We start from the raw sequence: 26,077 nt of genomic DNA on the forward strand, positions 1-26,077 counted from the left end.
GGGCGGACGGGAGGCCGCCGCCTACCGGATCGGTCCCGCCGACTCCACTGCGCAGCAGTCGCCTTGACGAGCACCCAGCTCACGCCCACCCCGGGCGACCAGCTGTTTTCTGCCAAATTGGTCTCTACCATTGCCGCGAATCCGGGATTCCGGAAGGCTCCCAGCCGAACGCCGGGAAGCGGACTCCGGCGTTCTGCCCGAGGGAGGAAGACACCGACATGGCACTGCGCAAGACGGTTTCCACCATGGCCCTGGCCGGACTGCTCACGGTCGCGGGCGGCCTGATGGTCGCCCCGGCCGCCCAGGCCTCCACCACCAGGACGACCGGCTACACCTACGTCGGCATGTACCCGAGCGGCGCCGCGTGCGAGGCCGCCGGCAAGGCCTACGTCGCCCGTGGGGAGGCGGTCAGCTACTTCTGCGACGTCGCCCCGAACACGGCCCGCCTCTCCGTCTGGTTCTTCTAGGAAGTCCGACGCCCACCGGGCGCAGCCGCCGGCCCCGCCGCCCCCTTCCCCGGGACGGCGGGGCCTCGCCGTCTGCCACAGCACCGGGTCACCGTCGTCGACTCCCAGCCCACCGCGGGCGGCGGCGTCCTGGTCGTGGTGACCGGCAGCCTCGCCGTCGACAACGCCTTCGACAAGCCCTTGCAGTTCACCGGGGCCTTCAACCTCCAGCCGATCCCCGGTCAGCCCGGCGGCTTCTTCGTCCACAACCACGTCTTCCGCCTCATCCTCGCCTGAGCGGACGCCCGATCCGGTGCTGCGGCTGCGTGAACCGGCCGACGGCGCCACCGGCCGGCTCAGCTACGCCGTGCGTGAGGACGCCCGGGCCACGGCCACGCCACCGCCGCCGTACGGCGGTTCCTCGCCGGCGGGCACCCGGCGACGCGGGTGCTCGCCGGGCACCGGGAGGGCGACCGGGCCTCCGGGCGGGTCCTCGCCAGGGCCGGGTTCGTCCCCGTCCGCGCGGCCGGCGGCTTCGTCCACTGCGAGCTGCGCCCTTGACCCCTGCTGCCCCCTTGCGCTCCCCTCACCAGGAGGGATCGCAAGGGGTATTTCTCTTTCGTGACAATCGATTTGACGATTCGTCACTCCATCAGGTGATCTTCTGCCGGGCCTCCTTGTCTCTGGATCAACCGCAAGATCTGCTGGCGGCACAGGGTCGAGGGACGACCCCACCGAGGGGAGCCATACCAATGAAGATTCCGGTCACCACCGACGTGAAGGTCAGGGACAAGTCCGCCTGGATCCGCTGGCTGCCGAACGCCCTGCCCGCCGCGGGGTACATCACGCTCGACAACTCCGCCGACAAGCGCTACGAGATCACCAAGATCAAGAGCCCCGACTACCAGCGCATCACGATCTACCAGACCGTCGCCGACAGCGAGAGCTCGAAGATGGTCAAGCTGGACAGGGTGACCCTCTCCGCCAAGGGCGGGTTCGCCTTCGTGCCGGGCCGATACCACATCATGCTGGAGAAGCCGAACCGCCTGATCAAGCCCGGCGACAACGCCCGCGTCGTCTTCTTCCTCGACGACGGCACCGTCCTCAAGGTCAGGATCCCCGTCCGCACCTCCCCCGAGCTGTACTGACCCCGCCGACCACGCCGCCACCTGGAGATCCGGACATGACGACCTACCACCTCGACCTCGGCGACAACCGGGCCGAAGTACTCGACTCCGTCACCAAGCTCACCCTCGTCGGCTCCGAGCTCGACCTCGACGCCCTCCTCACCACCGGTGTCAGGGCCCCCGTACCGCTGTGGGGCGACGTGCTCCTCGCCCGTGGCGACGACCGTCACGAAGCCACCACCCAGTGGGCCGAGGACGTCGAGAACACCGCGACCCACCAGGACGTCGTCCTGATCGCCGGCGACCCTGCCGACCCCGCGTCCCGCCGCGTCCGCCTCGCCGACGCCTGGGCCAGCACCACCTACCACCTGGACGAGGACGACGACCCGGACGCCTTCGTGATCAGCTTCAAGGACATCACCATCGAGAAGTAGCCGCCCCGGGCGAGCCGCTCCGGGCGAGCCGCTCCGGAGCGGGACGTCGGCCCGGCCGGCTTCCCGCTCCGGCCCGCCACGCCGCACGCGTTAATCGGGTGCGCCCGCCGGACCGCCTCGGTACCCTGCACCCCCATGGCACCGGAACTTGAACGCCCCCCGCTCCAGGCGGACGAACGCACCGCCCTCATCGGCTGGCTGGACCTGCAACGGCAGATCCTGCGCTGGAAGTGCGCGGGGCTGGCGGACGAGGACGCGCACCGGCCGGTCATCCCGACCTCCCCGGCCATGACGATGGCCGGCCTCGTCTCGCACATGCGCTGGGTCGAACACACCTGGCTGGAGGTGGTGTTCCTCGGCGGCGACGAGAAGCAGAACCCCTCGTTCGACGAGTCGAACGAGGACGGCGACTGGCACACCGGCGGCCGCCCGCTCGCCGAGCTGCTCGCGGAGTACGAGGCCCAGTGCGCCCGCAGCAACGAGATCGTCGCGGCGGCCTCGCTGGACGACGTCGGCCGCCACACCGGCTTCCGGGCCGGCGGCGCCAACCTCCGCTGGATGCTGATCCACCTCGTCGAGGAGACCGGGCGGCACGCGGGGCACGCCGACATCGTCCGGGAGCTCCTCGACGGCTCGAAGGGCTACTACTGACGCCGGGTCGTCACCGGCCCCGCGCCCCGGCCTGCGGGTAGAGCGTCACCAGGCACCGGCGTCCGGCCCGACGTGCCGTGCCAGGCCGATGCGGCGCTCGACCGCGCGCTGCCCCTCGCCGTGGCGCGCCTGGCCTGAGTCCTCCGGTTGGGCGGGCGGTCGACGGGCGCCTGTCAAGCGGAATTGACGTTTCGTCAGTGATGCCGAGGCGTTCCGGCCGCCTCCCGGCGACCTGGGGCATGCTGGGTCCGCTGATGAACTACACCCCGGAGGAGTGGACATGTCGCACATCCCTGATGAGCTGCGGTACGCCGAGACGCACGAGTGGGCGCGCCTGGAGGCGGACGGCACGGTGACGGTCGGGATCAGCGATCACGCCCAGAAGGCGCTCGGCGACATCGTGTTCGTGGAGCTGGCGGAGGTCGGCCGTGTCTTCGCGGCCGGCGAGCCCGCAGGTGTCATCGAGTCGGTCAAGGCCGCATCGGACTTCTACGCGCCGGTGGGCGGCAAGGTGACCGCCGTGAACGAGGAGCTGAACGACAGCCCGGAGCTCATCAACGACGAGCCCTACGAGTACTGGATCCTCAAGCTCAAGCCGTCGGACAAGGCCGATTTCGGCAAGCTCCTCGACGCCCGCGGCTACCGGGCCGCCGTCGGCGACTGACCTGCGCCGCCGCGGCGCCCCGGGCGGGGCCGTCACCGGGACGGGTGGGGCTCGTGCCGCCCCGCACTCCTGCCGGCAGGCCCCGCACCCGGAAGGCCGTGCCCGCTTCGGGCGGGGCCGCCGGACACCGTGGGCCGCGAGGCCGGCCAGCGCGGCGAGTTCGTCGTCGGCGGGCAGGCGCGGTTCCAGGCGGGGCGTGGTCAGCCGCAGGCCGAGCAGCGGCCAGTGGTCGGTCGGCATGCGTCATTGTCGGTGGCGGCCGGGGTCATCCGGGTTTCCGGGTGTTCCGGGTGTTCCGGGTGTTCCGGGGGCCGGCCCGACGCCGTGGCGGGTGAAGCGGACCTTCCCCTCCCCCTTGTGTGCAAACGGCCGTTCGCATTCCTACAAGCCGGGGCTGCCGCCCTCCGGGCAGGCTTGGTGCCAGAAGGAACCCCCGGATCGTGAAGCTCGTCGAGCGGTTCCGATCGGGGATTCCGGCCGGGCAAGGCCAACACCTGGAGGATCGCTTCCATGTCTCACATCCGCACCCGCCGGGCATCGGGCAAGGCGTTCGCCGCGCTGACGATGGCCCTCCTCGCGCTCGGGACCACCGCCGGCACCGCCACGGCCGGCACCGCCGGTCAGGACCGTGCGCCGTTCGCCGCGCAGGCCCGGGCCGCCGGGCTGGACGGCGGCCGGGCCGCCGAGCTCCAGCGGCAGGTCGACGCCGAACTGGCCGCCACCGGCGGCACGCAGGTCGGCGTGAACAAGATCGACCTCGACGGCAAGGGCTTCATGCTCCTCCCGCTGCCGGGCGAGAAGCGCGCCCGCGACCTGGACGGCGGGGAGGCCGGGATCCTCGGCGACCCCTGTTACCGGGGCTACGCGTGCTTCTACCAGTACGAGAACTTCGAGGGCCCGTCCTTCAACCTCTACGACTGCGGCGTCAGGCACGCGATCTCGTGGTCGGGTACCGGGTCCTGGATCAACAACCAGCCGTCGAAGTACCGGGTGAAGTTCTACGACGTCAACGGGAACCTCGGCTGGACCTCGCCGGGCGGCCCGGTCTCCGACGCCCACGCGCCCTGGGGCTGGGTCTACGCGGTGGCGGCCTGCTGACGTCCCGTACGCCGCGTGAGCGGGAAGCCGGGCCCGGCTTCCCGCTCCACCGTCCGCGTGCGCCCGTGCTACTCGACGACCTCGGCGCGCTCCAGGACCACGTCGTCCTTGGGGACGTCCTGGTGGCCGGCCTTGGAGCCGGTGGCCACGCCCTCGATGGCGTCCACGACCTCCCGGCCCTCGACGACCTCGCCGAAGACGGTGTAGCCCCAGCCCTGGGCGTTCTTGCCGCTGTGGTTCAGGAAGGCGTTGTCGGAGGCGTTGATGAAGAACTGGGCGGTGGCCGAGTGCGGGTCCGCGGTGCGGGCCATCGCCACGGTGTACCTGGTGTTCTTCAGGCCGTTGTCGGCTTCGTTCCGGATGGAGGCGCGGGTCTTCTTCTGGTTCATGCCGGGCTCCAGTCCGCCGCCCTGGATCATGAAGCCCTTGATGACCCGGTGGAAGACCGTGCCGTCGTAGAAGCCGTCCCTGACGTACTGGAGGAAGTTCTCCACCGTCGCCGGGGCCTTGTCCGCGTTGAGTTCGAGAACGATGTCGCCGTGGTTGGTGCTCAGCTTGACCTTCGACACGATTTCCTCACTGTATGCGTTGTGGCGGATACGGAAAGCTCACCGCATTGTGGCAGGAGGGACGGCCGGGCACCGCTGAGGCGCCTCAGTTCGCCAGGCTGAAGTCGCCGCCGACCGGGGCCGCGATCCCGTCGACGCCGGTCAGCGCGGTGAGGGTGGCCACCGGGGTGGTGCTGTCGGTGGTGCTGCCGTCGCCGAGCTGGCCGGAGCCGTTGCTGCCCCAGGCGCGCACGGTGCGGTCGTCCAGCAGCGCCATGGTGTGCTCCCGGCCGGCGGCCACCAGCCGGACGCCCACCATGCCGGGGACGGTGACGGGCAGCACCCGGAAGACGGTGGTGCCGTCGCCGAGCTGGCCGGAGGTGTTCTGGCCCCAGGCCTTGAGGCGGTTCTCGTCGTCGACCACGGCGAAGCTGTGGTTGCAGCCCGCGGCGATGTGGGTGACGCCGCCCGACCAGGTCGGCCTGGTGGCGACCGGGGTGAGGCGGTTGATGGTGGTGTTGTCGCCGAGCTGGCCGGTGGTGTTGTGGCCCCAGGCCTTCACCGTGGCACCGGTACCGGGCTTGCCGACCAGGGCGAGGTTGTGGCCGGCCCCGGCGGCGATGCGGCTGACCCCGGTCAGGCCGACGACCGGCGCGGCGACGTTGCGGCTGGACGAAGTCCCGTCTCCCAGCTGGCCGTTGAAGTTGTATCCCCAGGCCCACACGGTGCCGTCCTCGCGCAGGGCGAGGCTGTGGTGCAGGCCGGCGGCGATCGCGACGACCCGGTTCAGACCGGCGACCCGCACCGGGAGGCTGCTGTCGGCGTTCGTCCCGTTGCCGAGCTGGCCGTGCTCGTTGCGGCCCCAGGCCACCACGCTCCGGTCGGCGAGCAGGGCGAGGCTGTGCTGGCCGCCGGCGGCGATGTCGGTGACGTCGCGCAGGTCGGCCACCCGGCCGGGCGCGTTGTGGCTGGACATCGAGCCGTCGCCGAGCTGGCCCGAGCCGTTGACGCCCCAGGACTGCACCGTACGGTCCGCCAGCAGGGCGAGCCCGTGGCCGAGGCTCGCGCCGGCGCCGCCCGCGGCGATCCTGACCACCTCGGAGCCGGTCAGCCCGAGCACGGCGGTGGCCGTGGTGCGCAGGTCGGTCCAGGTGCCGTCCCCGAGCTGGCCGGAGCGGTTGTTGCCCCAGGACCTCAGGCGTTTCTCTGCCATGCGACGATGCCTCTTTACTTTTATGACAATAAGTCAAATCGTCGATACGTCACTGCTGTTGACGGCTCCACGATCATGGACCGACGCTACCGACGCACCCGGCACCGGTACCGGAAGCGGCAGCGCGGCCACTCGATCGGGTGAGGACGACCGCTTCGGCCGGTCGCGCGCCGCCGACGTGTGGCATCGCCCGCGCCCCGACCGCGTACGTCACGCGGCGGACGGGCGGCTCACGGGGCCCGGAAGGCCTGCCGGTAGGCGCCGGGGGTCGTGCCGGTGCGGGCGCGGAAGCGGCGGCGCAGGTTGACGGCGGAGGCAAGGCCGACACGGGCGGCGATCGCCTCGACGGGCAGGTCGGTCTCCTCCAGCAGGGTGCGGGCAGCGGCCAGCCGGCGGGAGAGCAGCCAGGCGCCCGGGCTGGTGCCCAGCCGGTCGGCGAAGCGGCGGGCCAGGGTGCGGGGCGAGACGGCCAGGCGGGCGGCCAGGGTGTCCACCGACAGGGGCGCGCCGAGGCGTTCGTCGGCCCAGGCGAGCAGGCCGTCGAGGGCCTCGCAGGCCTGCGGCGGCGGGGCGGGCGCGGCATGGCCGTCGTCCTCGCGGGGCGGCGGCAGCACCATGTGCCGGGCGAGCAGGGCGGCGTGGGCGGCGCCGTGGTCGCGCCGGACCAGGTGCAGGCACAGGTCCAGGGCTGCGCCGGCCCCGGCGCTGGTGGCGACGTCGCCGTGGTCGACGTAGAGGCGGTGCGGCTCGGCCCTGACCCGGGGGAAGTCGCGGCGCAGCCGGTCGGCGTGGGCCCAGTGGGTGGTGGCGGTGCGGCCGTCGAGCAGTCCGGTGCGGGCCAGGGCGAGGACTCCGGAGCAGAGGGCGGCCAGGCGGGCGCCGCGGGCGTGGGCGCGCAGCAGGGCGTGGCGTACGGGGTCGGGCAGGGGCTCGCCCGGGGGCAGCCAGCCGGGGAGGATGACGGTGTCGGCGGTGTCGAGTGCGGCGAGGCCGTGGGGTACGGAGATCGCGTAGCCGGCCGTGGTGGGGACCGGGCCCGGGGCGTGGGTGCAGGTGGTGAAGGTGTAGTGCTGCGGTATTCCGGGGCGCCTGGTGCCGAAGACCTCGACGGCGCAGCCGAGTTCGAAGGTCGACTGGACGGGGTTGAGCAGGGCGGCCACGTGGTGCATGGCAGGAAAGTACCCCAGAGTGTCGGCTTGGTGCCTGTCCGTCACCTTCGGGTCGGGGCACCGTGGTGGACATGTATCCCGAGATCCTCGCGCAGGAGGGCTACACCTGCGCGTTCGTCGACGAGTCCCCGGTCCGTGAGCTGTTCCCCGGTATCCGGCTGCGTGCCCTGTGGCAGGGGCCCGGTGGTGCGAGCGCGCACGTGCTGGAGATGGCGGCGGGTTCGTGCTGGCCGCACCGCGACGTCCACGAGCCGGGCCCTGAGGAGGTGTTCGTGGTGGCGGGGGTCTTCCACGACGGGGCGCGGGACTATCCGGCGGGGTCGTTCCTGCATGCTCCGGCGGGGTCGTGGCACGTGCCGTCGACGGCCACCGGGTGCACGCTGTTCGTGTTCTATCCGCAGGGCTGAGGCCGGCGGGGGGTGTCCGGCGGGGGGTGGAGGGGGAGGCAGGCTTCCCCCTCCACGGCGGTCACCGGTCGATGGCGAGCCAGAGGGCCGCGGCCGCGGTGGCGGTGAGCCCGAGGTTGAGCGCGATCCGGCGGTCGCCGCCGCTCAGGTGGACGGCGATCGCGCCGAGTTGGAGGAGGACGAGGCCGGTGGCCGCGGCCGGTGCCAGCGCGGGGGCGATGCCGGTCAGCGGGGGCAGTACCAGGCCGGTGGCGCCGAGGAGTTCGGCCGCCCCCAGGGCCCTGACGGCGGGCAGGGGCACCCGGTCGACCCAGGCCATCATCGGCCGGAGCCGGTCGCGGTCGCGGGTCGCCTTCAGCGTGCCCGCGTAGGAGTAGAAGAGGGCGAGCAGCCCGGCGACGGTCCAGTAGGCGGCGGTCACGTCTCCTCCCGCGGGGGCCGGGCGGGGCCCGTGGCGGGTTCGGCGGCCGGGCCGACGGCGGGTTCGGCGGCGGGTTCGGCGGCGGGTTCGGTCGCGTAGCGGCTCATCGTCTCAAGGGTGTCCCGGGGTGTCGGCGCCCGGCCGTCGGCGAGCGCGTCCCGGAGGTCCCGGAAGTACTGCACGTACAGGTCGGGGGTGAAGGTGCTGAGCATGACCGCGGGCCGGTCCGTCGGGTTGGCGAAGGTGTGCGGGGTGCCGGGCGGGACCACCACGAGCGTGCCCGCGGGGGCGTCGTGGTCCTCGTCCCCGACGGTGAACCGCACGGTGCCGGAGAGGATGTAGAAGCCCTCGTCGTGCCGGGCGTGGCGGTGCTGGGGCGGTCCCTGGGTGTGCGGGGCGAGGACGGACTCGGCGATCGCGAGGCGGTGGCCGGTGTGGCTGCCGTCCTCCAGGACGCGCATGCGGGTGGTGCCCAGGACGATCGTCTCGCCCTCGCCGGGGCCCACCACATGGACGGCGGGGTGGGCCTGCGGTTCTGCGGCCTGCGGTTCTGCGGTCTGCGGTTCCCGGGCCTGTGCTTCCTCGGCCCGTGCTTCCTCGGTTCGTGCTTCCTCGGTTCGTGCTTCTGCGGCCCGTGCGTCCTCGGCCTGTGCTCGTGCGGTCATGCTCCGAGTCCACCGCCGGGGCCCCGCCGGTGTCCAAGACATCTTCCGCCCGGCCGATACCCGGCGGGTATCGTCGCAGCGTGGAGCTACGTACCCTGCGCTACTTCGTGGCGGTCGCCGAGGAACTCCACTTCGGCCGGGCCGCCACCCGACTGCACATGAGCCAGCCGCCGCTGAGCCGGGCGATCAAGGCGCTGGAGGCCGAGGCCGGGGCCCCGCTGTTCGTCCGCTCGCCGGCCGGCGTCACGCTGACCGCGGCGGGCGCGGTGCTGCTCGACGAGGCCCGGGCCCTGCTCGACCATGCCGAGCGGGTCGCGGTGCGCGTGAGAGCGGCGGCCGGCGCCGCGACCGTCACCGTCGGCATCCTCGGGGACGGTACCGACCCGGGAGTGGCCAGACTGGCCGCCGCCTACCGCCGCCGCCACCCCGGCGTGGACATCCGCGTGCGGGAGACCGATCTGACCGACCCGACGTGCGGGCTGCGCGCCGGACTGGTCGACGTCGCACTGACCCGGGCGCCGTTCGACGCCACCGCCCTGACGGTACGTGTGCTGCGGACCGATCCGGTGGGCGTGGTCCTGCGCGCCGACGATCCGCTGGCCGGCCGCGGCCGGCTCCGGCTGGCCGACCTGGACGGCCGCCGCTGGTTCCGCTTCCCGCAGGGCACCGACCCGCTCTGGCAGTCGTACTGGAACGGCGGCGAGCCGCGCGAGGGCCCCGTGGTGCGCGGCGTCCAGGAGTGCCTCCAGGCCGTGCTGTGGAACGGCACCGTCGGCCTGGCCCCGCTCGACGGCGACCTGCCCGCGCAGCTGGCCGTGGTGCCGCTGGCCGACATGGCGCCGAGCCGGGTGGTGGCGGTGTGGAACGAGGGCGACACCAACCCGCTGGTCGGGTCCTTCGTCGAGATCGCCACCGCCGCGTACCGCCCCTGAGCACCCGTCCGGCCGTGGAAAACCGCTGGTCACGGGAGGTGGCCGGGCGGCGGCGACGGGCCCGCCCCCTCAGGCCGCTCAGGCCGCTCAGGCCGCGCCGAAGTGCCGTTTGGTGTCGGCGACCAGGGTCCGCAGGAACGCCGCCCCGGGCGCGCCGGTCAGGGCGGCCGGGCGGCGCAGCGCCGGGCTCGGCTCGTAGGCGAAGGTCCAGGTGAGGCGGGTGCCGCCGCCGGGGAGGGGTTCGAGCCGGTAGTCCTCGCCGAAGCGCCGGTACAGCGGCAGGGTGGCCCGGGTGGCGCAGAACGCGTGCCGCCGGCCTTCGTCCCAGTGCACGAACTCCTCGTGCAGGCGCAGTATCCGGCCCGCCGTGACCTCCCGGGTGGTGCCCACGCCGTGCGGTGCCGGGGAGGTGTAGCGGCCGGCGGCCAGGCCCCGGCACCAGGACAGCGGGGTCGGTCCGGCGAGCCCCTCCCAGACGCTGTGCGGTGCCACCGGCAGGTCCATCGGGAAGCGGTGGAGGTGCGGTGCGGTGTCGAAGAAGGACGGGTCGAAGCGCTCCAGCGCGAACCAGGGCATCGGTGCACTCCTCCGGGGCCGGGAAGTCCGGGGCCGGGGAATCCGGGGCCGGGAAAGGTGTGAAGCGTATCGGGCGGGCCGCCGCGTCAGGCGATGCGGTGGGCCAGGCCCGGGTAGTCGGCGACCAGGCCGTCCGCGTCGAGCAGCAGGTCGGCGTGGTAGTCGCCGGAGGTGTAGCGGACGGTGGCGCGGCCGTCCCGGTGGCGGCGCAGGTGGGTGTAGGTCTGGCGGGAGGGGACGACGACCAGGTCGGGCACGCGGATCCAGGCCATCAGGAAGTGCTGCTCGCCGGGGCCCTGGTGGAGGGCGTGGCGCAGCACGGGCGGGGTGTTGGTGAGCGGGGACAGGCCGAGGTCGCAGTCGAGGGCGCCGGTGAGGTCGGGGCGCGGGGTGCCGTCGACGCTCCAGTGGCCGGTGGTCTCGTCGCGGCGCAGGTCGAGGGTGCGGGTGGTGTGGGGGGTGCGGGCGGTGACGTGCATGCGGCGGGTGGTGAAGCCTTCGCCGGTGTCGAGCCGGTAGTCGAGCCAGTACGGTGCGGGTTCGGCGGCGGCGGTGCGGCCGTGGGCGGTCAGGGTGGTGGGGCCGAGGTCGATCCAGGAGGTCTCCAGGCCGGCGGTCTCGGTGACCCGCCAGGTGGGTACGGCGGTGGGGCGGTCCGAGGCGGTGCGGGCGGTGCGGCTGTTCATCCGTGCACGGTACCGCCGGCCTGCGACAGGCGGCCCGCACTTTCGGGCGACGGAGCGGGGCCGTCAACGCGGGCGGTTCCTCCGTGCGGGTGACGGTGGGGGCGGGGTGGGGCACGTACGGGGCGGGGCGGGGGCTGTGGTGGCCGCGGGCCGTGTCCCGGGCTTCTCCATAATCGCGGGAGTGATCATCTCCTGTGACGAAGCGGTGGCCCGGTTGCGGGCCCTGCCCGGGCTGTCGTGCTGTGCCCGTCCCCTGTTCGTGCTGCCGCTGCTGCGCACCGGCTGTCTGTCCGCGGTACTGAGTGTGGAGGGGGCGGACGCGGGCTGGGAGGGCGAGTTCGGGGCCGCCTTCCACGCGCTGGAGCCGCGCTGCGGGGTGCGCGACGAGACCTCGCTGGGGGCCGGTGTCGTGGAGGTGCTGCGCCGGATCGGCGCCTCCGGTGACGACGGCGCCTGGCGGGGCCGGGAGCTGGCGCTGCTGCCCTACACGGCGATGAAACCCGAGTGGCGCACGGCACTTGACGCGCTCGGTGCCCGTCTGGTGGAGCCGGCGCCGGGTCCCGGTCTGCCGGTGCTGGGCGACAAGCGGGTCCAGCGGGCGTGGCTGCGGTCGGTGGGGGCGGTGACTCCGCCCGACGCGGTGGTCCCGGCGCTCGACCACCGGGAGCTGCGCCGCCGCTTCGGTGACCGGTACGTGGTGCAGACGCCGCTGGGCTCCAGCGGCAGGGGCACCCACCTGGTCACCGACGAGGCCGGCCTGCGCCCGGTCCGCCGGGCCGGTGCCGGGCCCTGGCTGGTGAGCGGCTACGTCGAGGGCGCCGCCGTCAACCTGCACGTCCTGGTCTCGGCGGACAGCACGGTGCGGCTGCTGCGCCCGTCCGTCCAGCTGACCCGGATCGAGGGTGTCGGCGCGCCCTTCGGCACCTACTCGGGCTGCGACTTCGCGGCCCCCGCCCTGCTGCCGCCGCTCGCCATGGCGCGGGCCGGCGCGGCGGCGCGGCGCATCGGCGAGGCGCTGGCCGCGCTCGGCTACCGGGGCCTGTTCGGCGCGGACTTCGTCCTGGACGGCGAGCGCCCGCTGCTGCTGGAGCTCAACTGCCGCATGCAGGGCTCGACCTGGCTGCTGGGCGAGCTCGAACTGGCCGATCACGCGCTGCCCTCGGCGCTGCGCCACGTGCTGGAGGTGTACGGCCACGTCACGGGCGGCGAGCCGCGTACCGATCCGGCGGGCGGCGTGCAGCTGGTGGTGCGGCACACCGGCGGACCGGTACGGGTGACGGCCGCACCCGGCGCCGGTCTGCACCGGCTCAAGGACGGGCGGTTGCAGTACTGCGGCGCCGGGTTCGGCCTGCTGGAGTGCGGCCCCGACGACTGTGTGCTGCTGCAAATCCCCTCCCCCGGAACGGTGTTGCAGCCGGGGGTGCCGCTGGCCCGGATCGTCGCCCGGCACGCGCTGACCACGGCGGACGGCACCGTGCTCGCCGCGTCCGGCCGGCAGCTGGTGGACGCCCTGCGGTCGGGTTTCACCCTCGAACCCGTGGAAGCGCCCCGGGCGTCGGCCGCGCCGTGCTGAGAGCGCCGGTGCCGCTGTACGTCCGCCCCGCGGTGCCCGCCGACCTCCCCCGGCTGGCGGCGCTGCGCGCGGAGGCCGCCGCCTGGATCGCCCGGGACCACGGCTCGGCCCAGTGGTCGTCCCCGTACGACGCCGAGCGCGGCCTGGCGCTCGTCGCCGCGGGTGCGACCGTGGTCGCCGCGCCGGCGCCGCGGGGCGAGGCCGTCGCGACCTTGACGCTGCGCCCGACCGGCAGCCCCCGTCTGTGGAGCGGCGAGGAACTCGCCGTCCCGGCCCGCTACCTGAGCTCGTTCACGGTGGACCGCCGGTACGCCGGGCAGGGCGTCGGTGCCCGGCTGGGCGACTGGGCCGCCTGGCGGGCCGCGCGGGCGGGCGCGGGGCTGCTGCGGGTGAACGTGTGGAGCGACAACACCGCGCTGCACGCCTACTACCGTGCGCGGGGCTGGCGCTGGGTGCGCACCGTGGCCGGCAGCCGCAGCGGCGCCCTGTTCGAGCGCGCGACGAGCGCGGTGGTGCCGGCGCGGGTCCACGAGGTGGGCCTCCTGCGGGCGTGACGGGCCCGGGCCCGCCGGCCCGCCCGCCGTCCGGACGGCGCAGCAGGGCGGGCCGGGGGCGGGCGTGCGTGCTAGCAATGGGCCGGGGGCCGGACCCAACGCCCGAAGCGGGAGAACGTCTTGTCACACCACCTGAGCGGACCCAACCTGCGCTCGCCCCAGGGCGACGCGCGCCTGGACCTGACCGACCTGTTCGCCTTCGCCGCGCCGGAGCCCGGCCGCGGTGTGCTGATCATGAACGTGAACCCGGTCGCGCCGAGCGGCGGGCAGGCCTTCCACCCGCGGGCGGTGTACCGGATCGACATCGACGCCGACGGTGACCAGCGGGCCGACATCGCGTACAGCTTCACGTTCTCCGACCCGGCGGACGGCGCTCAGACCATGACGGTGCGGCGGGCCACCGGCGAGGGGGCGCGCGGGCACGAGGCGACCGGCGAGGTGCTGGTGTCGGGGGCGCCGGTGAGTTTCACCGGGACCCCGGCGGTGGTGGAGGCGGGGGCGTACCGGGTGAGCGCGGGGCTGCGCAGCGACCCGTTCTTCGCGGACCTGGACGGGATCGTGAAGGACTTCCAGTGGACGGGGGTGGACTGGGGCGCGGACAAGAACGTGTTCGGGATCGTGCTGGAGGGCCCCGAGACGGAGTTCGGCGCGGTGGACGAGATCGGGGTGTGGGCGCGGGTGAGCGTGCGCCAGGACGGGGGCCTGGTGTCGGTGGACCGGGGCGCGCATCCGTCACTGACGGCGTACTTCAACGAGGAGGACGCCAAGGACGCGTACAACGCCGGGGAGCCGGTGGACGACTGGGTGACCTACCGCGAGCCGTGGACGGCGAAGCTCCAGCACTTCGGCGGGTACACCACGGACGCGGCCGAGGCGCAGCTGCGGATCGTCCTGCCGGACGTGCTGCGCTACGACCGCACCCGCCGGGCCGGCTACCCGAACGGGCGGACGCTGACCGACGACGTGACGTCGGCGCGGCTGACCATGCTCACCGACGGCAAGGTGTCCGGTGACCACATCGGCCCGCACACGGACCTGCTGCCCGGCTTCCCGTACCTGGGGCACCCGCACTGACGGGGCGGGGCCGGTCGACCCGGTCACGCCCGGCCGTCCCTGATGTTCCGTCGGTTCCGTTCCGGGGGTGCCCGCCGCTCGAAGGGAGCGGCGGGCACCCCCGCTTTCGCGCGCCTTGCGCCCGGGGCGTGTTCACGAAGATAACGAGTGGTTGTGGATTGCGGGCAGTGTGGTTTTACTTATTGACGTCATGTACGCGCTCAGGATTGACTCCCCTCCGACCCTGCCGCGAAGCCGCGGCGACCCCAGGGAGAGGCACATGATGAACGCCGTTCTGCGTCGCGCCCTCGTCTCCACCGTGGGCCTCGCACTGACCCTGTCCATGACCGCCGCCTGTGGCAAGGCCGGCGGTGCCAAGAACGAGAACTCCGCCGCCGCCGGCAACACGGACGCCATCGGCCTGCTGCTGCCCGAGAACGCCTCCTCCGTGCGCTACGAGTCCTTCGACCGGCCGTTCATCGAGGCCAAGGTCAAGGCCCTGTGCGCGCCGTGCAAGGTGCTCTACAACAACGCCGAGGGCAGCGCCGCCAAGCAGAAGCAGCAGTTCGACACCCTGCTCGCCCAGGGCGTCAAGGTGATCATCCTCGACCCGTACAACGCCGAGTCCACCCAGGGCTGGGTCCAGGAGGCCGCCGCCAAGGGCGTCAAGGTCGTCGCCTACGACCGCCTCGCCGACGGCCCGGTCGCCGCCTACACCTCCTTCGACAACGAGAAGGTCGGCGAACTCCAGGGCCAGGCCCTGCTGGACGCGCTCGGGGCGAAGGCCGCCGAGGCGAACATCGTCATGATCAACGGCGACGACGCCGACCCCAACTCCGCCCAGTTCAAGACCGGCGCGCACAAGGTCCTCGACGGCAGGGTGAAGAAGGTCGTCTACGAGCAGTCCGGGCAGTGGGACGCCACCGTCGCCGGGCAGAAGATCTCCGCCGCCGTCACCGAGTTCGGCAAGAACGGCTTCCAGGCCGTCTACTCCGCCAACGACGGCATGGCCGCCGCCATCATCACCCAGCTCAAGGGCGCCGGCATCACGATCCCCGTCGGCGGCCAGGACGCCGGCCTGGACGCGATCCAGCGCATCCTCGCCGGCGACCAGGCGTACACCATCTACAAGGCCTACCGCCCGCTCGCCGAGACCGCCGCCGAACTGGCCGTCGCCCTCCTGCGCGGCAAGGACGTCAAGGCCATCGCCACCGGCAGCGCCGACAACGCCACCGCCAGGAACATCCCGGCCAAGCTGCTCGACGCCAAGGTCGTCACCAAGGACGACATCACCGCCACCGTCCTCGCCGACGGCCTCTACAAGGCCTCCGACATCTGCACCGCCGACTACGCCGCCGCGTGCGCCGCCGCCGGACTCAAGTAGGCCCTCCCCCAAGGTGGTTGAACCGTGAAAGGCGCACCCGTCCTCCGACTGCGCGCGGTCTCCAAGCGCTTCGGCGCCGTACAGGCCCTCACCGGGGTCGACCTCGACGTCCACGCCGGTGAGGTGCTCGCCCTCGTCGGCGACAACGGCGCCGGCAAGTCCACCCTCGTCAAGACCATCGCCGGCGTCCACCCCGTGGACGAGGGCACCCTGACCTGGCACGGCGAGCCGGCCCGGCTGGCCCGCCCCCAGGACGCCACCGCCCTCGGCATCGCCACCGTGTACCAGGACCTCGCCCTGTGCGACAACCTCGACGTCATCGCCAACCTCTTCCTCGGCCGTGAGAAACGCCGCCGCGGCCTGCTCGACGAGGTCGCCATGGAACAGCACGCCCGCCGCCTGCTGGACACCCTCGCCATCCGCATCCCCGACGTGCGCACCCCCGTGGCCGCGCTGTCCGGCGGACAGCGGCAGGTGGTGGCCATCGCCCGCGCCCTGGTCGGCGAGCCCTCCCTGGTCGTCCTGGACGAACCCACCGCCGCCCTCGGCGTCGAGCAGACCGCCCAGGTCCTCGACCTGGTGGAACGGCTGCGCGAACGCGGCCTCGCGGTGGTGCTGGTCAGTCACAACATGGCCGACGTACGGGCCGTGGCCGACACCGTCGCGGTGCTGCGCCTGGGCCGCAACAACGGCGTGTTCCCGGTGGCGGGCACCACCCAGGAGCAGATCGTCGCCGCCATCACCGGCGCCACCGACAACGCCCACGCCCGCCGGGCCCGCCGCACCGAGGAGACCGAGGAGGCCGAGGCCGTATGAGCACCCCCGACGCACCCGCCGGCGCCGCTGCTGCTGCCGGTGCCGCTTCCGCCGCCGCCGACCCCAGGCTGCACCCGCCCGCGCGGGGCTGGGCCGGGCGGGCGGCCGCCGCCCGGCACCGCCTGGCCTCCGGCGAACTCGGCTCGCTGCCCGTCGTGGTCGGCCTGGTCGTCATCGCCGTCGTCTTCCAGTCCGTCACCCACCACTTCCTCCAGGCCGACAACCTCACCAACATCACCCGCTTCATCGCCGGGCCCGGCCTGATCGCGGTCGGCGTCGTCTTCGTGCTGATCCTCGGCGAGATCGACCTCTCCCTCGGCTCCGTCGCCGGCTCCGGCGCCGCGATCGCCGCCGTCCTCGCCGTCCGCCAGGACCTGCCCGAATGGCTCGCCATCCTCGCCGCCCTCGGCGCGGCCTGCGCCATGGGCCTGCTCCACGGCTTCTTCTTCGCCCGCATCGGCGTCCCCGCGTTCGTGGTCACCCTGGCCGGCATGCTCGCCTGGAACGGCCTCCAGGAGTGGGTCCTGGGCAGCGGCGGCACCGTCAACAACCGCCACGACGGCATCATCGCGAGCCTGGACACCACCTTCCTCGGCGACGGCGACATCGCCTACGCCTGGGGCCTGGCGGTCCTCGCCCCCGCCCTCTACCTGGCCGCCCACCTGCACACCGCCCGCCGTCGCCGCGCCGCCGGCCTCACCGCCCGCCCCACCGCCGACAGCGCCATCCGCGCCGGCGCCCTGGCCGTCCTCACCCTGGCCGCCGCCTACGCCCTCAACCAGGACCGCGGCCTGCCGCTGTCCCTGGTCGTGCTGCTCGGCGCCGTCCTCGCCACCGACTTCGTGCTGCGCCGCACCCGCTACGGCCGGCAGGTCTTCGCCGTCGGCGGCGGCATCGAGGCCGCCCGGCGCGCCGGCGTCAACGTCGCCCGGGTACGGATCTCGGTGTTCGTGCTCTCCGCGTTCCTGGCCGGCCTCGGCGGCCTCTTCTACGCCTCCCAGCAGGGCTCCGCCGACAAGCAACTGGGCAGCGGCAACGTGCTGATGAGCGCGATCGCCGCGGCCGTCATCGGCGGCACCAGCCTCTTCGGCGGCCGCGGCAGGACCTGGTCGGCGCTGCTGGGCATCCTGGTCATCCAGTCCATCACCACCGGCCTGGACATGGTCCACGCCGCCCAGGCCATCCAGTACATGATCACCGGCGCCGTCCTGCTCGCCGCCGTCGTCCTCGACTCCCTCACCCGCCGCACCCGCGGCACCGGGCGCACGTAGGACCCGGCGCCATCACGAGCGCGTCGTCCTGACCGGATACACGAACCGGCGCCCGCGTCGATCCCCCCTGGGTGGGACAACCGTTCCGGCCATCCGCTCCGGACCGGACCCGTCCGCACCCCCGTCCCGCACAGCGACCGGAGGCGAAACATCGTTTTTTCGCCGCAGCCGACGCCGGAACAAGAACGATCCCGCCCGGCCGGCTCGCACCTTCGCCCATGATGACTGCCAACTCCGTTTGACGAAAGGTGAGTTCAACATGGCTGACTGGGTGAAGGTCACGGGCGGTCTCTCCGCCGTCTCGGCGGGCTCCAGGACCACGGTGTGGGGCGTGAACGGGGCAAGCGCCATCTTCCGGTACACCAACTACGACGGCAGTCCGTGGATCAACATCCCCGGGGGTCTCAGCGACATCGGCGCGGCCTCCGACGGCACCACATGGGGCGTCAACGGCGGCAACCAGATCTACCGCTACGTCGGGGACCAGGGGGCGCAGGACCCGTGGCTGGGCATCACCGGCAGCCTGGTGCGCATCGACGCGGGTTCCCGGACCAACGTGTGGGGCGTGGACTCCGCCGGCGCCATCTACCGGTACACCAACAACGACGCCAACCCGTGGATCAAGATCCCGGGGGCGCTGAGCGACATCGGCGCGGGCGCCGACGGCACCGTATGGGGTGTCAACGGCGGCAACCAGGTCTTCCGGTACGTCGGGGACCAGGACGGCTCGAACCCCTGGAAGAACGTCAACGGCAGCCTCAAGCGCATCGCGGTGGGCTCCCGGACGAACGTGTGGGGCGTCGATCCCGCCGGCGCCATCTACCGGTACACCAACAACGACGCCAGTGGCGGCAACCCCTGGATCAAGATCCCCGGCACCGCCACCGACATCGCCGCCGGCGCCGACGGCACCGCCTGGCACCTCAACACCGCCGGCGAGATCTACCGGTACACCGGCGACCAGCCGAGCTGACCCCGCCCCCGCACACCGTGCGGGTCCCCGGGCCGGACGACGAAGGAGCGCGGCCCGGCCCGGCCGTGGAGGAGGCCACCGACCTCCTCCACGGCCGGTTCGGCGCCGACACCGCCGACTTCGGCCGGGCCCGCACCCGGGTCCTCGGCATGGCTGGCATGCCCTCCCGCGGCATCATCGAGCAGTTCCCCGGCGCCTTCGGCCAGTGACCGCCGCCGCTGCTCCCGGCACGAGGCGCCGGGAGCAGCGGCGTGCACCACAGGCGTACACCGAACGGCACGTCCCGGCGCCGGCGGTTCGTCGGCCACGCGGTGAGGGCGAAGCGGATCTCGATGTGGCAGTCGTCGGGGGCGTCGGAGTGCTGGACGGCATTGGCGAACAGTTCGCCGAGGAGGAGTTCGGCGGTGTCGCGGTAGCACTCGCTGGTGGACAGGCCGGAGAGGTGGGCGCGGAGCAAGTACCGGGCCAGGGGCGTGGATTCGATACGGGAATCGAGTCGCGCGACGAACATGCGGGGGCGGCCGCAGAAGGCGTCGCCAAGGTGAGGTGCCCACGGCGGCACAGGAACGTGCGCCGTTTCGTGGGCCGGGTATCGTCCACTCATGCACACAGACGGTAAGCGTACGGCTACCGTCGAATATGAACCGGTGGAATACCGCCCCTATCCGTCCAGGTGGAATCGGTCGGACATGTGGCGCAGCTTCTCGCGGGTGGCCGAGCGCTCGGCGTAGACGATCTTGCGCAGGGTGGCGCGGCCGATCGGATGGTTGCGCACGAGCTGCGGGGCGATGCGCTCCGCCGCCTCCAGGGCCTGAAGCGCCTTGTCGCGATTGCCGTCCCACAGCCAGGCGCGGGCCAGGTCCATCTGGTGATGGCCCCGCCGGGAGGCCGGGAGGGCGGCGACCTTCGCCGGATCGGCACGCTCGTTGAGGACCAGCGCCCGGGCATGGTCGCCCATCTCCAGCTGCACGGAAACGGCGTGGATCTGGACGTTGCCGCCGGAGAACGTCAGCGAGTGCCGGTCGAAGAACGGGCCGGGCCGGCCTTCTTCCATCAACTCGGCTGCCCCGTGGGCATGTTGGATGCGGTCTTCGGTCTCCTCTCGCCGGCCGGCGCGTGCGGCGGAGACGGCGGCACGCAGGTGTAGGGACCCCCAAGCCCTTACGGCCAGAGGGTCGTTGGCGCGGTAGCGGTCCTCGACGAGCCGGAGTGCCTTGTCGGACAGCGCCAGGGCGTCGTCCCAGTCCGCTGTGGCCCACATGTCCCACACCCGCATCCAGTCCGCGACCGCCTCCGTCACCGGGTCGCCGGACAGCCGGGCCGACCAGGCGGCCCGTTCGCAGGCCATCGCGATCAGCTCGGGGTGGCCGAGCGCATGCGCGGCGGTGTGCGCGAACTTGCACTCCATCGCATAGATCGCGAAGGCCTCCTCACGCTCGTGGCCGGTGGCCACCTCGGCCAGTGCACGCGCCTCGCGCAGCATGTCCGGGAGCACCTTCAGGATGGTCACGTTGGCGGCCGCGTCCCGGAGCCGGTGCAGGCGCTCGGTCTCGCGCCAGAGTTCCACCGACGCCCGGGGACGGCCGTCGAAGACGGGCGTGAGGTCGTAGCGGCGCAGCTCCCGCAGGATGGCGGCGGCCGACACCTGCCACTGGTTCTCCGATGCCGTGCCCGCGACGAAGGGCCGCTCTATGAGGTCGTTGGGGTGGCAGTGCAGCGCTGCCGCGATCTGGTTGATGATGCCGGCCCGGTCGAGTTCGATCGCGCCCTTCTCGACCTTCGACACCCAGCCCTGGGTCCTGCCGGTCGCGGCGGCCAGGTCGGCCTGGGTCATGCCCAGCCGCAGCCGCGCCCGCCGCACCCGCTTGCCGGTCGACTCCCGTTCCTCCAGCACAGCAGTCAGCAGTCCTCCCGCACTCGCGCCCGCCAGCCCTGTCCGTGAGCCCGCGGTGCCACCAGGAAGTTACCCCGTTCCGGCGGGCCGCGTCACAGACCCGCTCGTCAAGGCCATGCTCGGCTCCTCGAACACCGATACCCTCCGGACAGCGCCGTCGGCGAACTGCACGGGCGCCTGACTGCCCTGACCCTTCCTTCCTCGGCACAGAAGCGGAACACCACCCCATGCCAGACCAGGAACGCGTCATCCGGATCCGCCGCCCCTACCTCGACCTGATCGCCAACGGCACCAAGACCATCGAGGTGCGCGTCGGCTACCCCGGCATGCGCAGGATCCACCCGGGCCAGCTGCTCGCCTTCGAGTCCGGGGACGCCCACTGCCGCACCCGGGTCGTCAAGGTCTCCGAGTACCCGAGCTTCGAGGCGATGCTCGACGCCGAGGACAACGAGGCGATCGGATCCGAGGGCATGGACCGCGCCGAACTCCTCGCCGCCTGCCGGGAGATCTACCCACCCGAGAAGGAACGGCTCGGCGTCCTCGCCATCCACCTGTGCCTCGCCCCGTAGCCGGGGCCCGGCACCTCGCCGCTCGGCGTCCGCCCGCCCTGGCGCGGCACCGGCACCGCCCGCCGCATCCATGACGCGCTGCTGGCCGGGCGCGCCGAAGGCCGTGTCACGTTGCCGGTGAACCCGCTCGCCGGGGATGGGAAAGTCCAGCACCTCTACGAGTCCTGGGGCTACCAGGCGTTCAACGCCCAGCAGCCCTCACCGGACTCACCCCGGCTGACGGCGATGATCCGTCCGACCCGCTGAACCGGACGGGGCACCCACGGGCCGGCCTAAGGACACCGGGCGAGCACCTGGAGCAGGCCGGTGACCGCGACGCCTGCCACGATCTCCCGCCGGTCGATCATGCCCTGGATCCGGGAGACCGGAATCCACTCGATCCGGTCGGCCTCATGGGTGTCCACCGGCGGCGCGACGTAGGTCGCACCGCGGCCGAGAAACACGTGGTGCTCGGCGTTGCTCATGCCGCCGATGGGCTGGGTGTAGGCAAGTGCCTCGACCTCGTCCACCTGCCAGCCGGTTTCCTCCAGCACCTCGCGGACCGCTGCGGCCTCGAGGGACTCCCCGTCCTCGACGATGCCGCTGGGGATCTCCCAGCTCCAGGTGCCCGTCGCAAAGCGGTGCCGCCACATCATCAGCACTTCGTTCCGGTCGTTGATCACGACGACGGCCGCGACCGGTGCGAATCGCACCAGGTGGTGCTCGTAGCGGGCCCTTCCGAGCGGCTCGACGTCGACCAGGTCGAGCCGCACCCACGGACTGGTGTAGACGGGACGACTGCCGTGGACGGTCCACTCGCTGCTCACTCGTGCCTCATGATCTCGGCGGGGCGGGTCGGCGCCATCCTGTCAGAGGTGCCTACGGTGGCGGCCCGCCCGGCTTCGAGGCGACGCTCGACGCCGAGGGCAATGAGGCGATCGACTCCGAGGGGATGAGCCACGCCGAACTCCTCACCGCCGGCCGGGAGACTGTCCAGCGGAGAGGGAGCAGCCCGACACCCCACCTCCACCAGTCACACCCCGTCAACCCAGCGCGCCAGAAGTCGGCGGGTCCGACTTCTGGCGCTGGGTGGTGGTTTGGGTGCGGCAGTGGACGAGGGCGTAGGTGATGCGTCGGTCAGGGCCTGGACGGTGTTCGCGGTGCCGGTGCGGATGCGGACGAGATGACCGCGCCCATCCGCAGGTCCGCCGCCGCGTGGACGAAGCGGCGCAGAGCCTCGAAGGCGTCGTCGTCCGCCGCGGCCGCCGCTTCCGCCGCGCCCTCCAGGCGGGTGAGCAGGTCGCCGGCGAGGTCCCGGACGAGCGCTTCCCGGTCGGGGTAGCGGCGGTAGAGCGTGCCGGGCCCGATCCCGGCCCGGCGCACGATCAGGTCCAGCGGCGCGTCGAGGATCCGTCGTCTGCTGTGTGCCGCATCCGCCCGCACGATGTACCGCCTTCCATCGCCCCACCGAACCGGAGAGTTCTTCTCCGCCTATGCTATCGTCCTAAAACGGAGAGAAAATCTCCCCTTAAGGGTTCCATCTCGTCGAAAGGAGCACGCCGTGAACGGCGCGCTGACCGTCCGGACCGTGATCGACGGCACGGAGTACACGCAGGACGACATCCGCCGGTGGGAGCTGGACCGCGCCCGGAACGCGCTCGCCCTGCTCAAGAACCGAATCGGCGACGAGCTGATGCGGGAGCTGCTCTCCGAGGACCTCCGGGTGGCGGACGAGATCATGGCCCCGCTGCCGGACGCCTCGGACGGCGCGTGGCAGTCCGCCGTGACCGAGATGGAGATCGACGGGATCACCGCCGAGGAGTTCCTGACCTGGTGGCAGGGCCGGCTCGCGAGCGCCGACCGGACGGCGCTGCTCGCGGCCAACCCGGAGCACTACCTCGCCGACTCCGCAGACGGCGTGGTCGAGATCATCGAGACCATCGGCTCCGGACCGCTGCGCTTCTTCCTCACCTTCCACGACGGCGTCGCGATCGAGGACGAGGGCCACGAGACCTACCCCGTCCGGATCGGCGGCACCGGCCGGCTCACGGACGGCACCGAGATCTGCCGCGTCATGCACGAGTTCGGCGACGGTCCCCGCGGCCTGCGCATCCGCCTGACGATCCAGTTCCCCGCGAGCGCCCCCGAGCACGTCTTCACCGGCCACAAGTGGCACTTCGCCTGCGAGTTCCTCAACTGGCTGGAGGCCGCACACGCGGCTCGGTGACGACGGCCGAACGGCGGTGGGGAACCCTCGCGCTGCCCGGTTCCCCACCCCACAGTCCTGCCGGCACGCACCCCACACCATCGAGTCCACCCCTCATGCGGACCAGGAAACCGCCCGCGAATCCGGACACCCCCTCCTCCACGTCGCCTCTCCCGCAGCCCTCCCCCGCCCGGCACACACCCCGCAGCGGCGGATCCGCCAACCCCGCACGACAGTTCGGCCCGGCGCTCCTGTCCGGGAACACCACCGAACTGTGGATCCACCTGCTCGCCCCGGTGATCGGCGCGTCCATCGGCGCCGGCATCCGGCACGCACTCGCCGCACCTGCCCATCGGGCACACACCCGCCACACCCCCGGCACGGGCTCCGGCTCCGGCTGATCAGCCCCCGCTCACGCCTGGGGCACGATCCGCTGCTCCTGCCCCCGTCCGGGTCCGGTGCACCGGCTCCGCCCCTACGTGAGCCGCACCCTGCCATGCGGTGGCCACGGCCCGTACCTGATCCGGGGCCCGGAGCCCGCCACCTCACCGCGCACCGGAAGTCGGCGGGGTCGACTTCCGGTGCGCGGCGCGGACATTGGGGTGCGGGCGCGGGGGTGCGGTCAGTAGTTCCAGACGGCCGGGACGAAGCGGAAGGTGCCGCTGCCCGCGTCCGCGACGTGGCAGACGGACGGGAACGGCAGGTGGGTGGCCACCAGTTGCCCGCCGGTCGACGCGAGCTCGTTCAGGAGGCGCAGCCGCACGCGGGTGGACTCCTCGGGGTCGTGGTCGAAGCCGTTGTGCCAGTCGGGCTTGTCGAACCCGCACTGGAACACGGCGTCGCCCGCGAACGTCAGCCGGTCGCCGCCCGACTCCAGGCGGATGACGCTGTGGCCGGGGGTGTGACCGCCGGTGCGGCGCACCACCACGCCCGGCGCCACCTCGTACTCCGTCTCGAACGGCCGCAGTTGGCCGCGGTACACCTCCAGGAACCGCGACGCGGTCGTGCGCAGCACCTCCGGCACCGGGGCGGGCATGTCGGTGCGCGAGAAGTCGGGCGCCTGCCAGAACTCGGCCTCGGCGGCGGCCAGATGGACCCGCAGGTCGGTGCGCAGCCGGCCGCGCAGCCCTTCGACGAGCAGCCCGCCGATGTGGTCCATGTGCAGGTGGGTGAGTACCACGTCGGTCACGGAGCCGGGGTCGATGCCGGCGGCGTCCAGTCGCATGGCGAGCTGTCCGGCCCGCGGGAAGCCCGGGAACTCCGTGCCCAGTCCGGAGTCGATGAGGATGGTCCGGCCGCCGCTGCGCACCACGGCCACGTTCAGGGGCCAGTCGATCGACTCCAGCGGGAGGAACATGTCGCCGAGCCAGGTCTTCAGGTCGGCCTCGGGGGCGTTGGTGGCCAGGGTCACGGGGGAGATCGGCAGGACCCCGTCGCTGATCACCGTCACGTCGATGTCGCCGACCTTCAGCGCGTAGCGCGACGGGACCGGTTCGTCGCGTCCCGGTGCGTCGGGGTGTGCGGTGTGGACCTGGGTCATGGGGTTCTCCTCGCGATGAGCGTCGGCCGGGGGCTTCGGCGGTGCTGCGGGTCGCACCGTCCGGTCATCTCTAAAGGACAGGCGAGGAACCTGGTTTGTGACAGCGGCCCTGCTCCCCCTCCGGGTTCGACGGCGGGTCCGGCGGCCGGTCCGGCGGGTCAGGTCTGGTACGGCGTCAGGGCAGTTGTCGCGAACGCCCGTTGTGTGCGTGATCGCTGTGATACGTTCCGTAATCCAACCGAAAAACAGGAGACCCCGGCGGTGCTACCAACACCCCGGGGTCAGGCAACAGGAGCCAACACTCCCGATGCGTGTCCATCGTAGCGCCCACGTGCGCGATTTCACCGTGTTGCCCAACGGCATGCTCCAGTGCCGACGTCTCTCGTACACCGCCCGCGGCCTGCTCGCGGACCTCCTCTCCCGTCCGGACGGCCGGCGCGAGGACGGCCGGCGGATGGCCGACACCAGCCCCCAGGGGCGTGGCGCGATCCGCAAGGCGCTGAAGGAGCTGAAGGACGCCGGGTACTACCGGGTCGAGAAGATCCGCCTGCCTGACGGCACGATCGTCAGCGAGGCCCATGTCTACGACGCCCCGCAGCTCGCGCCGCTGCCGGGTGTCAGCCGTCCGGTCCCCGGTGGAGGGGCCGCCGGCGGTGCTGTCGCCCTTTCAAAGGACCGGTACCAAGAACCCTCCCTCCCCGGCCCGCAAGTCGTTGAGGCCCCAGCGGTCAGGGAGATCGAAGGGGCCGAAGAGGCCTCCGACGACGGGCAGTTGCGCGAGGCGGTCGCCACGCTGTTCCGGGTGGTCCGCCCCGAGCCGCGCCTGCGTCCGGGAGAGGCCGAGGCGCGTGAACTCGCGCCCCTGGTCGCGCGGTGGCTGGAGCGCGGCAGCACCGCCGCCGACCTCGCGCAGGCCCTGCTGCCGGGCCTGCCCGCCCCGTTGCACTCGGCGGTCGCCGTCCTGCGCTACCGCCTGGAGCGCAAGCTGCCGCCCGCCCCGGCCGCCGCACGGCCCGCCGCGGCCCGGTACGCCGAGTGCGCCAGGTGCCACGATCCGGTGCCCCGGCCCGGCATCTGCGGCCCCTGTGCGGGCCTGGTGCCCCGGCCGGCCGGGGTCGGCGGCGACGCGACGGCGGCGCGCAGTGGCGCGGCCCGTGCGAGAGCGGTCCTGCGGGCGGCGAAGGGCATCGGTCCGGACCCGGGCGGCCTCGCCGCCGCCTGACGGGCG

32 protein-coding genes and 1 pseudogene are annotated in these 26,077 nt (G+C 72.8%); 22 read left to right on the top strand and 11 right to left on the bottom strand.

The window, feature by feature from the left end:
* The first annotated feature begins 218 nt into the window (after nucleotides 1-218).
* The 7 genes from ACZ7C5_RS22980 (at nucleotide 219) to ACZ7C5_RS23010 (ending at nucleotide 4,420) form a co-directional block, all read left to right on the top strand.
* Entirely contained in the window at nucleotides 219-467 is a 249-nt protein-coding gene (locus ACZ7C5_RS22980; RefSeq protein ID WP_401090600.1) for a hypothetical protein, read from the top strand.
* Between the two features lie 72 nt (nucleotides 468-539).
* Nucleotides 540-743, top strand: coding sequence for a ketosteroid isomerase family protein (locus ACZ7C5_RS22985; protein ID WP_470323406.1), 204 nt, complete (start codon nucleotides 540-542; stop codon nucleotides 741-743).
* Between the two features lie 455 nt (nucleotides 744-1,198).
* Nucleotides 1,199-1,594 carry a copper chaperone PCu(A)C gene (locus ACZ7C5_RS22990; protein WP_401090596.1) on the top strand — a complete coding sequence of 132 codons (396 nt, stop codon included), beginning with the start codon at nucleotides 1,199-1,201 and terminating at the stop codon, nucleotides 1,592-1,594.
* A gap of 35 nt (nucleotides 1,595-1,629) precedes the next feature.
* Nucleotides 1,630-2,007, top strand: a complete 378-nt coding sequence (locus ACZ7C5_RS22995) for a hypothetical protein (protein ID WP_401090594.1) — start codon at nucleotides 1,630-1,632, stop codon at nucleotides 2,005-2,007.
* A 135-nt stretch (nucleotides 2,008-2,142) separates the two neighbouring features.
* Nucleotides 2,143-2,658 (top strand): DinB family protein, encoded by a 516-nt coding sequence (locus ACZ7C5_RS23000; RefSeq protein WP_401090593.1) that lies wholly within the window; start codon nucleotides 2,143-2,145, stop codon nucleotides 2,656-2,658.
* Nucleotides 2,659-2,938: 280 nt separating this feature from the next.
* The gene (gene gcvH / locus ACZ7C5_RS23005) at nucleotides 2,939-3,322 is read left to right on the top strand and encodes a glycine cleavage system protein GcvH (RefSeq protein WP_401090591.1); all 384 of its coding nucleotides are present in this window, start codon (nucleotides 2,939-2,941) and stop codon (nucleotides 3,320-3,322) included.
* 510 nt (nucleotides 3,323-3,832) lie between these two features.
* A complete protein-coding gene (locus ACZ7C5_RS23010; RefSeq protein WP_401090589.1) occupies nucleotides 3,833-4,420 on the top strand; it encodes a hypothetical protein in 588 nt (195 codons plus the stop codon).
* 68 nt (nucleotides 4,421-4,488) lie between these two features.
* Here the strand turns inward: ACZ7C5_RS23010 and ACZ7C5_RS23015 are convergent, their stop codons facing one another.
* From ACZ7C5_RS23015 to ACZ7C5_RS23025, 3 genes are all read right to left on the bottom strand, one after another.
* The gene (locus tag ACZ7C5_RS23015; protein WP_401090587.1) at nucleotides 4,489-4,989 is read right to left on the bottom strand and encodes a peptidylprolyl isomerase; all 501 of its coding nucleotides are present in this window, start codon (nucleotides 4,987-4,989) and stop codon (nucleotides 4,489-4,491) included.
* A gap of 85 nt (nucleotides 4,990-5,074) precedes the next feature.
* The gene (locus tag ACZ7C5_RS23020) at nucleotides 5,075-6,181 is read right to left on the bottom strand and encodes an RCC1 domain-containing protein (RefSeq protein WP_401090585.1); all 1,107 of its coding nucleotides are present in this window, start codon (nucleotides 6,179-6,181) and stop codon (nucleotides 5,075-5,077) included.
* Nucleotides 6,182-6,411: 230 nt separating this feature from the next.
* Nucleotides 6,412-7,350: a GlxA family transcriptional regulator gene (locus tag ACZ7C5_RS23025; RefSeq protein ID WP_470323352.1), complete on the bottom strand. Its 939-nt coding sequence runs from the start codon at nucleotides 7,348-7,350 to the stop codon at nucleotides 6,412-6,414.
* A gap of 71 nt (nucleotides 7,351-7,421) precedes the next feature.
* Between ACZ7C5_RS23025 and ACZ7C5_RS23030 the strand changes: the two genes are divergently transcribed.
* Nucleotides 7,422-7,757 (top strand): cupin domain-containing protein, encoded by a 336-nt coding sequence (locus ACZ7C5_RS23030; RefSeq protein WP_188296020.1) that lies wholly within the window; start codon nucleotides 7,422-7,424, stop codon nucleotides 7,755-7,757.
* A 61-nt stretch (nucleotides 7,758-7,818) separates the two neighbouring features.
* Here ACZ7C5_RS23030 and ACZ7C5_RS23035 read toward each other — a convergent pair whose 3' ends face one another.
* Together ACZ7C5_RS23035 and ACZ7C5_RS23040 are read right to left on the bottom strand one after the other, a co-directional pair.
* Nucleotides 7,819-8,178, bottom strand: coding sequence for a DoxX family protein (locus ACZ7C5_RS23035; protein ID WP_401090580.1), 360 nt, complete (start codon nucleotides 8,176-8,178; stop codon nucleotides 7,819-7,821).
* The gene (locus ACZ7C5_RS23040) at nucleotides 8,175-8,687 is read right to left on the bottom strand and encodes a cupin domain-containing protein (RefSeq protein ID WP_470323407.1); all 513 of its coding nucleotides are present in this window, start codon (nucleotides 8,685-8,687) and stop codon (nucleotides 8,175-8,177) included. The genes ACZ7C5_RS23035 and ACZ7C5_RS23040 overlap by 4 nt, the downstream gene beginning before the upstream one ends.
* A gap of 236 nt (nucleotides 8,688-8,923) precedes the next feature.
* Here ACZ7C5_RS23040 and ACZ7C5_RS23045 point away from each other — a divergent pair, with 236 nt between their 5' ends.
* Nucleotides 8,924-9,775 carry a LysR family transcriptional regulator gene (locus ACZ7C5_RS23045; protein ID WP_401090576.1) on the top strand — a complete coding sequence of 284 codons (852 nt, stop codon included), beginning with the start codon at nucleotides 8,924-8,926 and terminating at the stop codon, nucleotides 9,773-9,775.
* A gap of 87 nt (nucleotides 9,776-9,862) precedes the next feature.
* Here ACZ7C5_RS23045 and ACZ7C5_RS23050 read toward each other — a convergent pair whose 3' ends face one another.
* Both ACZ7C5_RS23050 and ACZ7C5_RS23055 read right to left on the bottom strand, forming a co-directional pair.
* Complete coding sequence (locus ACZ7C5_RS23050; RefSeq protein ID WP_401090574.1) at nucleotides 9,863-10,351, bottom strand: SRPBCC family protein; 489 nt, start codon at nucleotides 10,349-10,351, stop codon at nucleotides 9,863-9,865.
* Nucleotides 10,352-10,437: 86 nt separating this feature from the next.
* The gene (locus ACZ7C5_RS23055; RefSeq protein WP_401090572.1) at nucleotides 10,438-11,037 is read right to left on the bottom strand and encodes a putative glycolipid-binding domain-containing protein; all 600 of its coding nucleotides are present in this window, start codon (nucleotides 11,035-11,037) and stop codon (nucleotides 10,438-10,440) included.
* Between the two features lie 181 nt (nucleotides 11,038-11,218).
* Between ACZ7C5_RS23055 and ACZ7C5_RS23060 the strand changes: the two genes are divergently transcribed.
* The 8 genes from ACZ7C5_RS23060 to ACZ7C5_RS23095 all read left to right on the top strand — a co-directional run bounded on the left by ACZ7C5_RS23060 (nucleotide 11,219) and on the right by ACZ7C5_RS23095 (nucleotide 18,870).
* Entirely contained in the window at nucleotides 11,219-12,610 is a 1,392-nt protein-coding gene (locus tag ACZ7C5_RS23060; RefSeq protein ID WP_401090570.1) for an ATP-grasp domain-containing protein, read from the top strand.
* 8 nt (nucleotides 12,611-12,618) lie between these two features.
* A complete protein-coding gene (locus ACZ7C5_RS23065; protein WP_401090568.1) occupies nucleotides 12,619-13,164 on the top strand; it encodes a GNAT family N-acetyltransferase in 546 nt (181 codons plus the stop codon).
* A gap of 120 nt (nucleotides 13,165-13,284) precedes the next feature.
* Complete coding sequence (locus ACZ7C5_RS23070) at nucleotides 13,285-14,238, top strand: DUF4331 family protein (protein ID WP_470323353.1); 954 nt, start codon at nucleotides 13,285-13,287, stop codon at nucleotides 14,236-14,238.
* Between the two features lie 262 nt (nucleotides 14,239-14,500).
* Nucleotides 14,501-15,601 carry a sugar ABC transporter substrate-binding protein gene (locus ACZ7C5_RS23075; protein WP_401090717.1) on the top strand — a complete coding sequence of 367 codons (1,101 nt, stop codon included), beginning with the start codon at nucleotides 14,501-14,503 and terminating at the stop codon, nucleotides 15,599-15,601.
* A gap of 24 nt (nucleotides 15,602-15,625) precedes the next feature.
* The gene (locus ACZ7C5_RS23080; RefSeq protein WP_401090564.1) at nucleotides 15,626-16,417 is read left to right on the top strand and encodes an ATP-binding cassette domain-containing protein; all 792 of its coding nucleotides are present in this window, start codon (nucleotides 15,626-15,628) and stop codon (nucleotides 16,415-16,417) included.
* Nucleotides 16,414-17,688 carry a sugar ABC transporter permease gene (locus ACZ7C5_RS23085; RefSeq protein WP_470323354.1) on the top strand — a complete coding sequence of 425 codons (1,275 nt, stop codon included), beginning with the start codon at nucleotides 16,414-16,416 and terminating at the stop codon, nucleotides 17,686-17,688. Before ACZ7C5_RS23080 ends, ACZ7C5_RS23085 begins: the two co-directional genes overlap by 4 nt.
* Before the next feature lie 259 nt (nucleotides 17,689-17,947).
* Nucleotides 17,948-18,661, top strand: a complete 714-nt coding sequence (locus ACZ7C5_RS23090) for a tectonin domain-containing protein (RefSeq protein WP_401090560.1) — start codon at nucleotides 17,948-17,950, stop codon at nucleotides 18,659-18,661.
* A gap of 17 nt (nucleotides 18,662-18,678) precedes the next feature.
* Nucleotides 18,679-18,870, top strand: a complete 192-nt coding sequence (locus ACZ7C5_RS23095; protein ID WP_470323355.1) for a hypothetical protein — start codon at nucleotides 18,679-18,681, stop codon at nucleotides 18,868-18,870.
* A 452-nt stretch (nucleotides 18,871-19,322) separates the two neighbouring features.
* On the opposite strand, the gene ACZ7C5_RS23100 is transcribed toward ACZ7C5_RS23095, so the two are convergent.
* Complete coding sequence (locus tag ACZ7C5_RS23100; RefSeq protein WP_470323356.1) at nucleotides 19,323-20,555, bottom strand: helix-turn-helix domain-containing protein; 1,233 nt, start codon at nucleotides 20,553-20,555, stop codon at nucleotides 19,323-19,325.
* Nucleotides 20,556-20,782: 227 nt separating this feature from the next.
* On the opposite strand from ACZ7C5_RS23100, the gene ACZ7C5_RS23105 reads away from it, so the two are divergent.
* Both ACZ7C5_RS23105 and ACZ7C5_RS23110 read left to right on the top strand, forming a co-directional pair.
* Entirely contained in the window at nucleotides 20,783-21,124 is a 342-nt protein-coding gene (locus tag ACZ7C5_RS23105; RefSeq protein ID WP_470323357.1) for an ASCH domain-containing protein, read from the top strand.
* Nucleotides 21,125-21,145: 21 nt separating this feature from the next.
* Nucleotides 21,146-21,370 (top strand): annotated as a pseudogene (locus tag ACZ7C5_RS23110) (GNAT family N-acetyltransferase); the annotation flags it as partial.
* A 26-nt stretch (nucleotides 21,371-21,396) separates the two neighbouring features.
* Here ACZ7C5_RS23110 and ACZ7C5_RS23115 read toward each other — a convergent pair.
* A complete protein-coding gene (locus ACZ7C5_RS23115; RefSeq protein ID WP_401090552.1) occupies nucleotides 21,397-21,930 on the bottom strand; it encodes an NUDIX hydrolase in 534 nt (177 codons plus the stop codon).
* 310 nt (nucleotides 21,931-22,240) lie between these two features.
* Nucleotides 22,241-22,546, bottom strand: a complete 306-nt coding sequence (locus ACZ7C5_RS23120) for a TetR family transcriptional regulator (protein WP_401090551.1) — start codon at nucleotides 22,544-22,546, stop codon at nucleotides 22,241-22,243.
* A 118-nt stretch (nucleotides 22,547-22,664) separates the two neighbouring features.
* Between ACZ7C5_RS23120 and ACZ7C5_RS23125 the strand changes: the two genes are divergently transcribed.
* Both ACZ7C5_RS23125 and ACZ7C5_RS23130 read left to right on the top strand, forming a co-directional pair.
* The gene (locus ACZ7C5_RS23125) at nucleotides 22,665-23,330 is read left to right on the top strand and encodes a hypothetical protein (RefSeq protein WP_470323358.1); all 666 of its coding nucleotides are present in this window, start codon (nucleotides 22,665-22,667) and stop codon (nucleotides 23,328-23,330) included.
* Between the two features lie 95 nt (nucleotides 23,331-23,425).
* Nucleotides 23,426-23,710 (top strand): aquaporin, encoded by a 285-nt coding sequence (locus ACZ7C5_RS23130; RefSeq protein ID WP_401090547.1) that lies wholly within the window; start codon nucleotides 23,426-23,428, stop codon nucleotides 23,708-23,710.
* Nucleotides 23,711-23,931: 221 nt separating this feature from the next.
* Here ACZ7C5_RS23130 and ACZ7C5_RS23135 read toward each other — a convergent pair whose 3' ends face one another.
* Entirely contained in the window at nucleotides 23,932-24,849 is a 918-nt protein-coding gene (locus tag ACZ7C5_RS23135; RefSeq protein WP_401090546.1) for an MBL fold metallo-hydrolase, read from the bottom strand.
* 307 nt (nucleotides 24,850-25,156) lie between these two features.
* Here ACZ7C5_RS23135 and ACZ7C5_RS23140 point away from each other — a divergent pair, with 307 nt between their 5' ends.
* Nucleotides 25,157-26,071 (top strand): hypothetical protein, encoded by a 915-nt coding sequence (locus tag ACZ7C5_RS23140; RefSeq protein ID WP_470323359.1) that lies wholly within the window; start codon nucleotides 25,157-25,159, stop codon nucleotides 26,069-26,071.
* The last annotated feature ends 6 nt before the right edge of the window (nucleotides 26,072-26,077 follow it).

It is taken from the genome of Kitasatospora sp. NPDC036993 (genome assembly GCF_055607525.1).

Excerpts from the sequence above, each read along its gene's own strand:
- gcvH (WP_401090591.1), top strand. The coding sequence starts at position 2,939 with ATGTCGCACATCCCTGATGAGCTGCGGTACGCCGAGACGCACGAGTGG.
- ACZ7C5_RS23085 (WP_470323354.1), top strand. The coding sequence starts at position 16,414 with ATGAGCACCCCCGACGCACCCGCCGGCGCCGCTGCTGCTGCCGGTGCC.
- ACZ7C5_RS23090 (WP_401090560.1), top strand. The coding sequence starts at position 17,948 with ATGGCTGACTGGGTGAAGGTCACGGGCGGTCTCTCCGCCGTCTCGGCG.
- ACZ7C5_RS23030 (WP_188296020.1), top strand. The coding sequence starts at position 7,422 with ATGTATCCCGAGATCCTCGCGCAGGAGGGCTACACCTGCGCGTTCGTC.
- ACZ7C5_RS23020 (WP_401090585.1), bottom strand. The coding sequence starts at position 6,181 with ATGGCAGAGAAACGCCTGAGGTCCTGGGGCAACAACCGCTCCGGCCAG.
- ACZ7C5_RS23055 (WP_401090572.1), bottom strand. The coding sequence starts at position 11,037 with ATGAACAGCCGCACCGCCCGCACCGCCTCGGACCGCCCCACCGCCGTA.
- ACZ7C5_RS22995 (WP_401090594.1), top strand. The coding sequence starts at position 1,630 with ATGACGACCTACCACCTCGACCTCGGCGACAACCGGGCCGAAGTACTC.
- ACZ7C5_RS23050 (WP_401090574.1), bottom strand. The coding sequence starts at position 10,351 with ATGCCCTGGTTCGCGCTGGAGCGCTTCGACCCGTCCTTCTTCGACACC.
- ACZ7C5_RS23140 (WP_470323359.1), top strand. The coding sequence starts at position 25,157 with ATGCGTGTCCATCGTAGCGCCCACGTGCGCGATTTCACCGTGTTGCCC.
- ACZ7C5_RS23135 (WP_401090546.1), bottom strand. The coding sequence starts at position 24,849 with ATGACCCAGGTCCACACCGCACACCCCGACGCACCGGGACGCGACGAA.
- ACZ7C5_RS23025 (WP_470323352.1), bottom strand. The coding sequence starts at position 7,350 with ATGCACCACGTGGCCGCCCTGCTCAACCCCGTCCAGTCGACCTTCGAA.
- ACZ7C5_RS23000 (WP_401090593.1), top strand. The coding sequence starts at position 2,143 with ATGGCACCGGAACTTGAACGCCCCCCGCTCCAGGCGGACGAACGCACC.
- ACZ7C5_RS22990 (WP_401090596.1), top strand. The coding sequence starts at position 1,199 with ATGAAGATTCCGGTCACCACCGACGTGAAGGTCAGGGACAAGTCCGCC.
- ACZ7C5_RS22980 (WP_401090600.1), top strand. The coding sequence starts at position 219 with ATGGCACTGCGCAAGACGGTTTCCACCATGGCCCTGGCCGGACTGCTC.
- ACZ7C5_RS23130 (WP_401090547.1), top strand. The coding sequence starts at position 23,426 with ATGCGGACCAGGAAACCGCCCGCGAATCCGGACACCCCCTCCTCCACG.
- ACZ7C5_RS23105 (WP_470323357.1), top strand. The coding sequence starts at position 20,783 with ATGCCAGACCAGGAACGCGTCATCCGGATCCGCCGCCCCTACCTCGAC.
- ACZ7C5_RS23075 (WP_401090717.1), top strand. The coding sequence starts at position 14,501 with ATGAACGCCGTTCTGCGTCGCGCCCTCGTCTCCACCGTGGGCCTCGCA.
- ACZ7C5_RS23010 (WP_401090589.1), top strand. The coding sequence starts at position 3,833 with ATGTCTCACATCCGCACCCGCCGGGCATCGGGCAAGGCGTTCGCCGCG.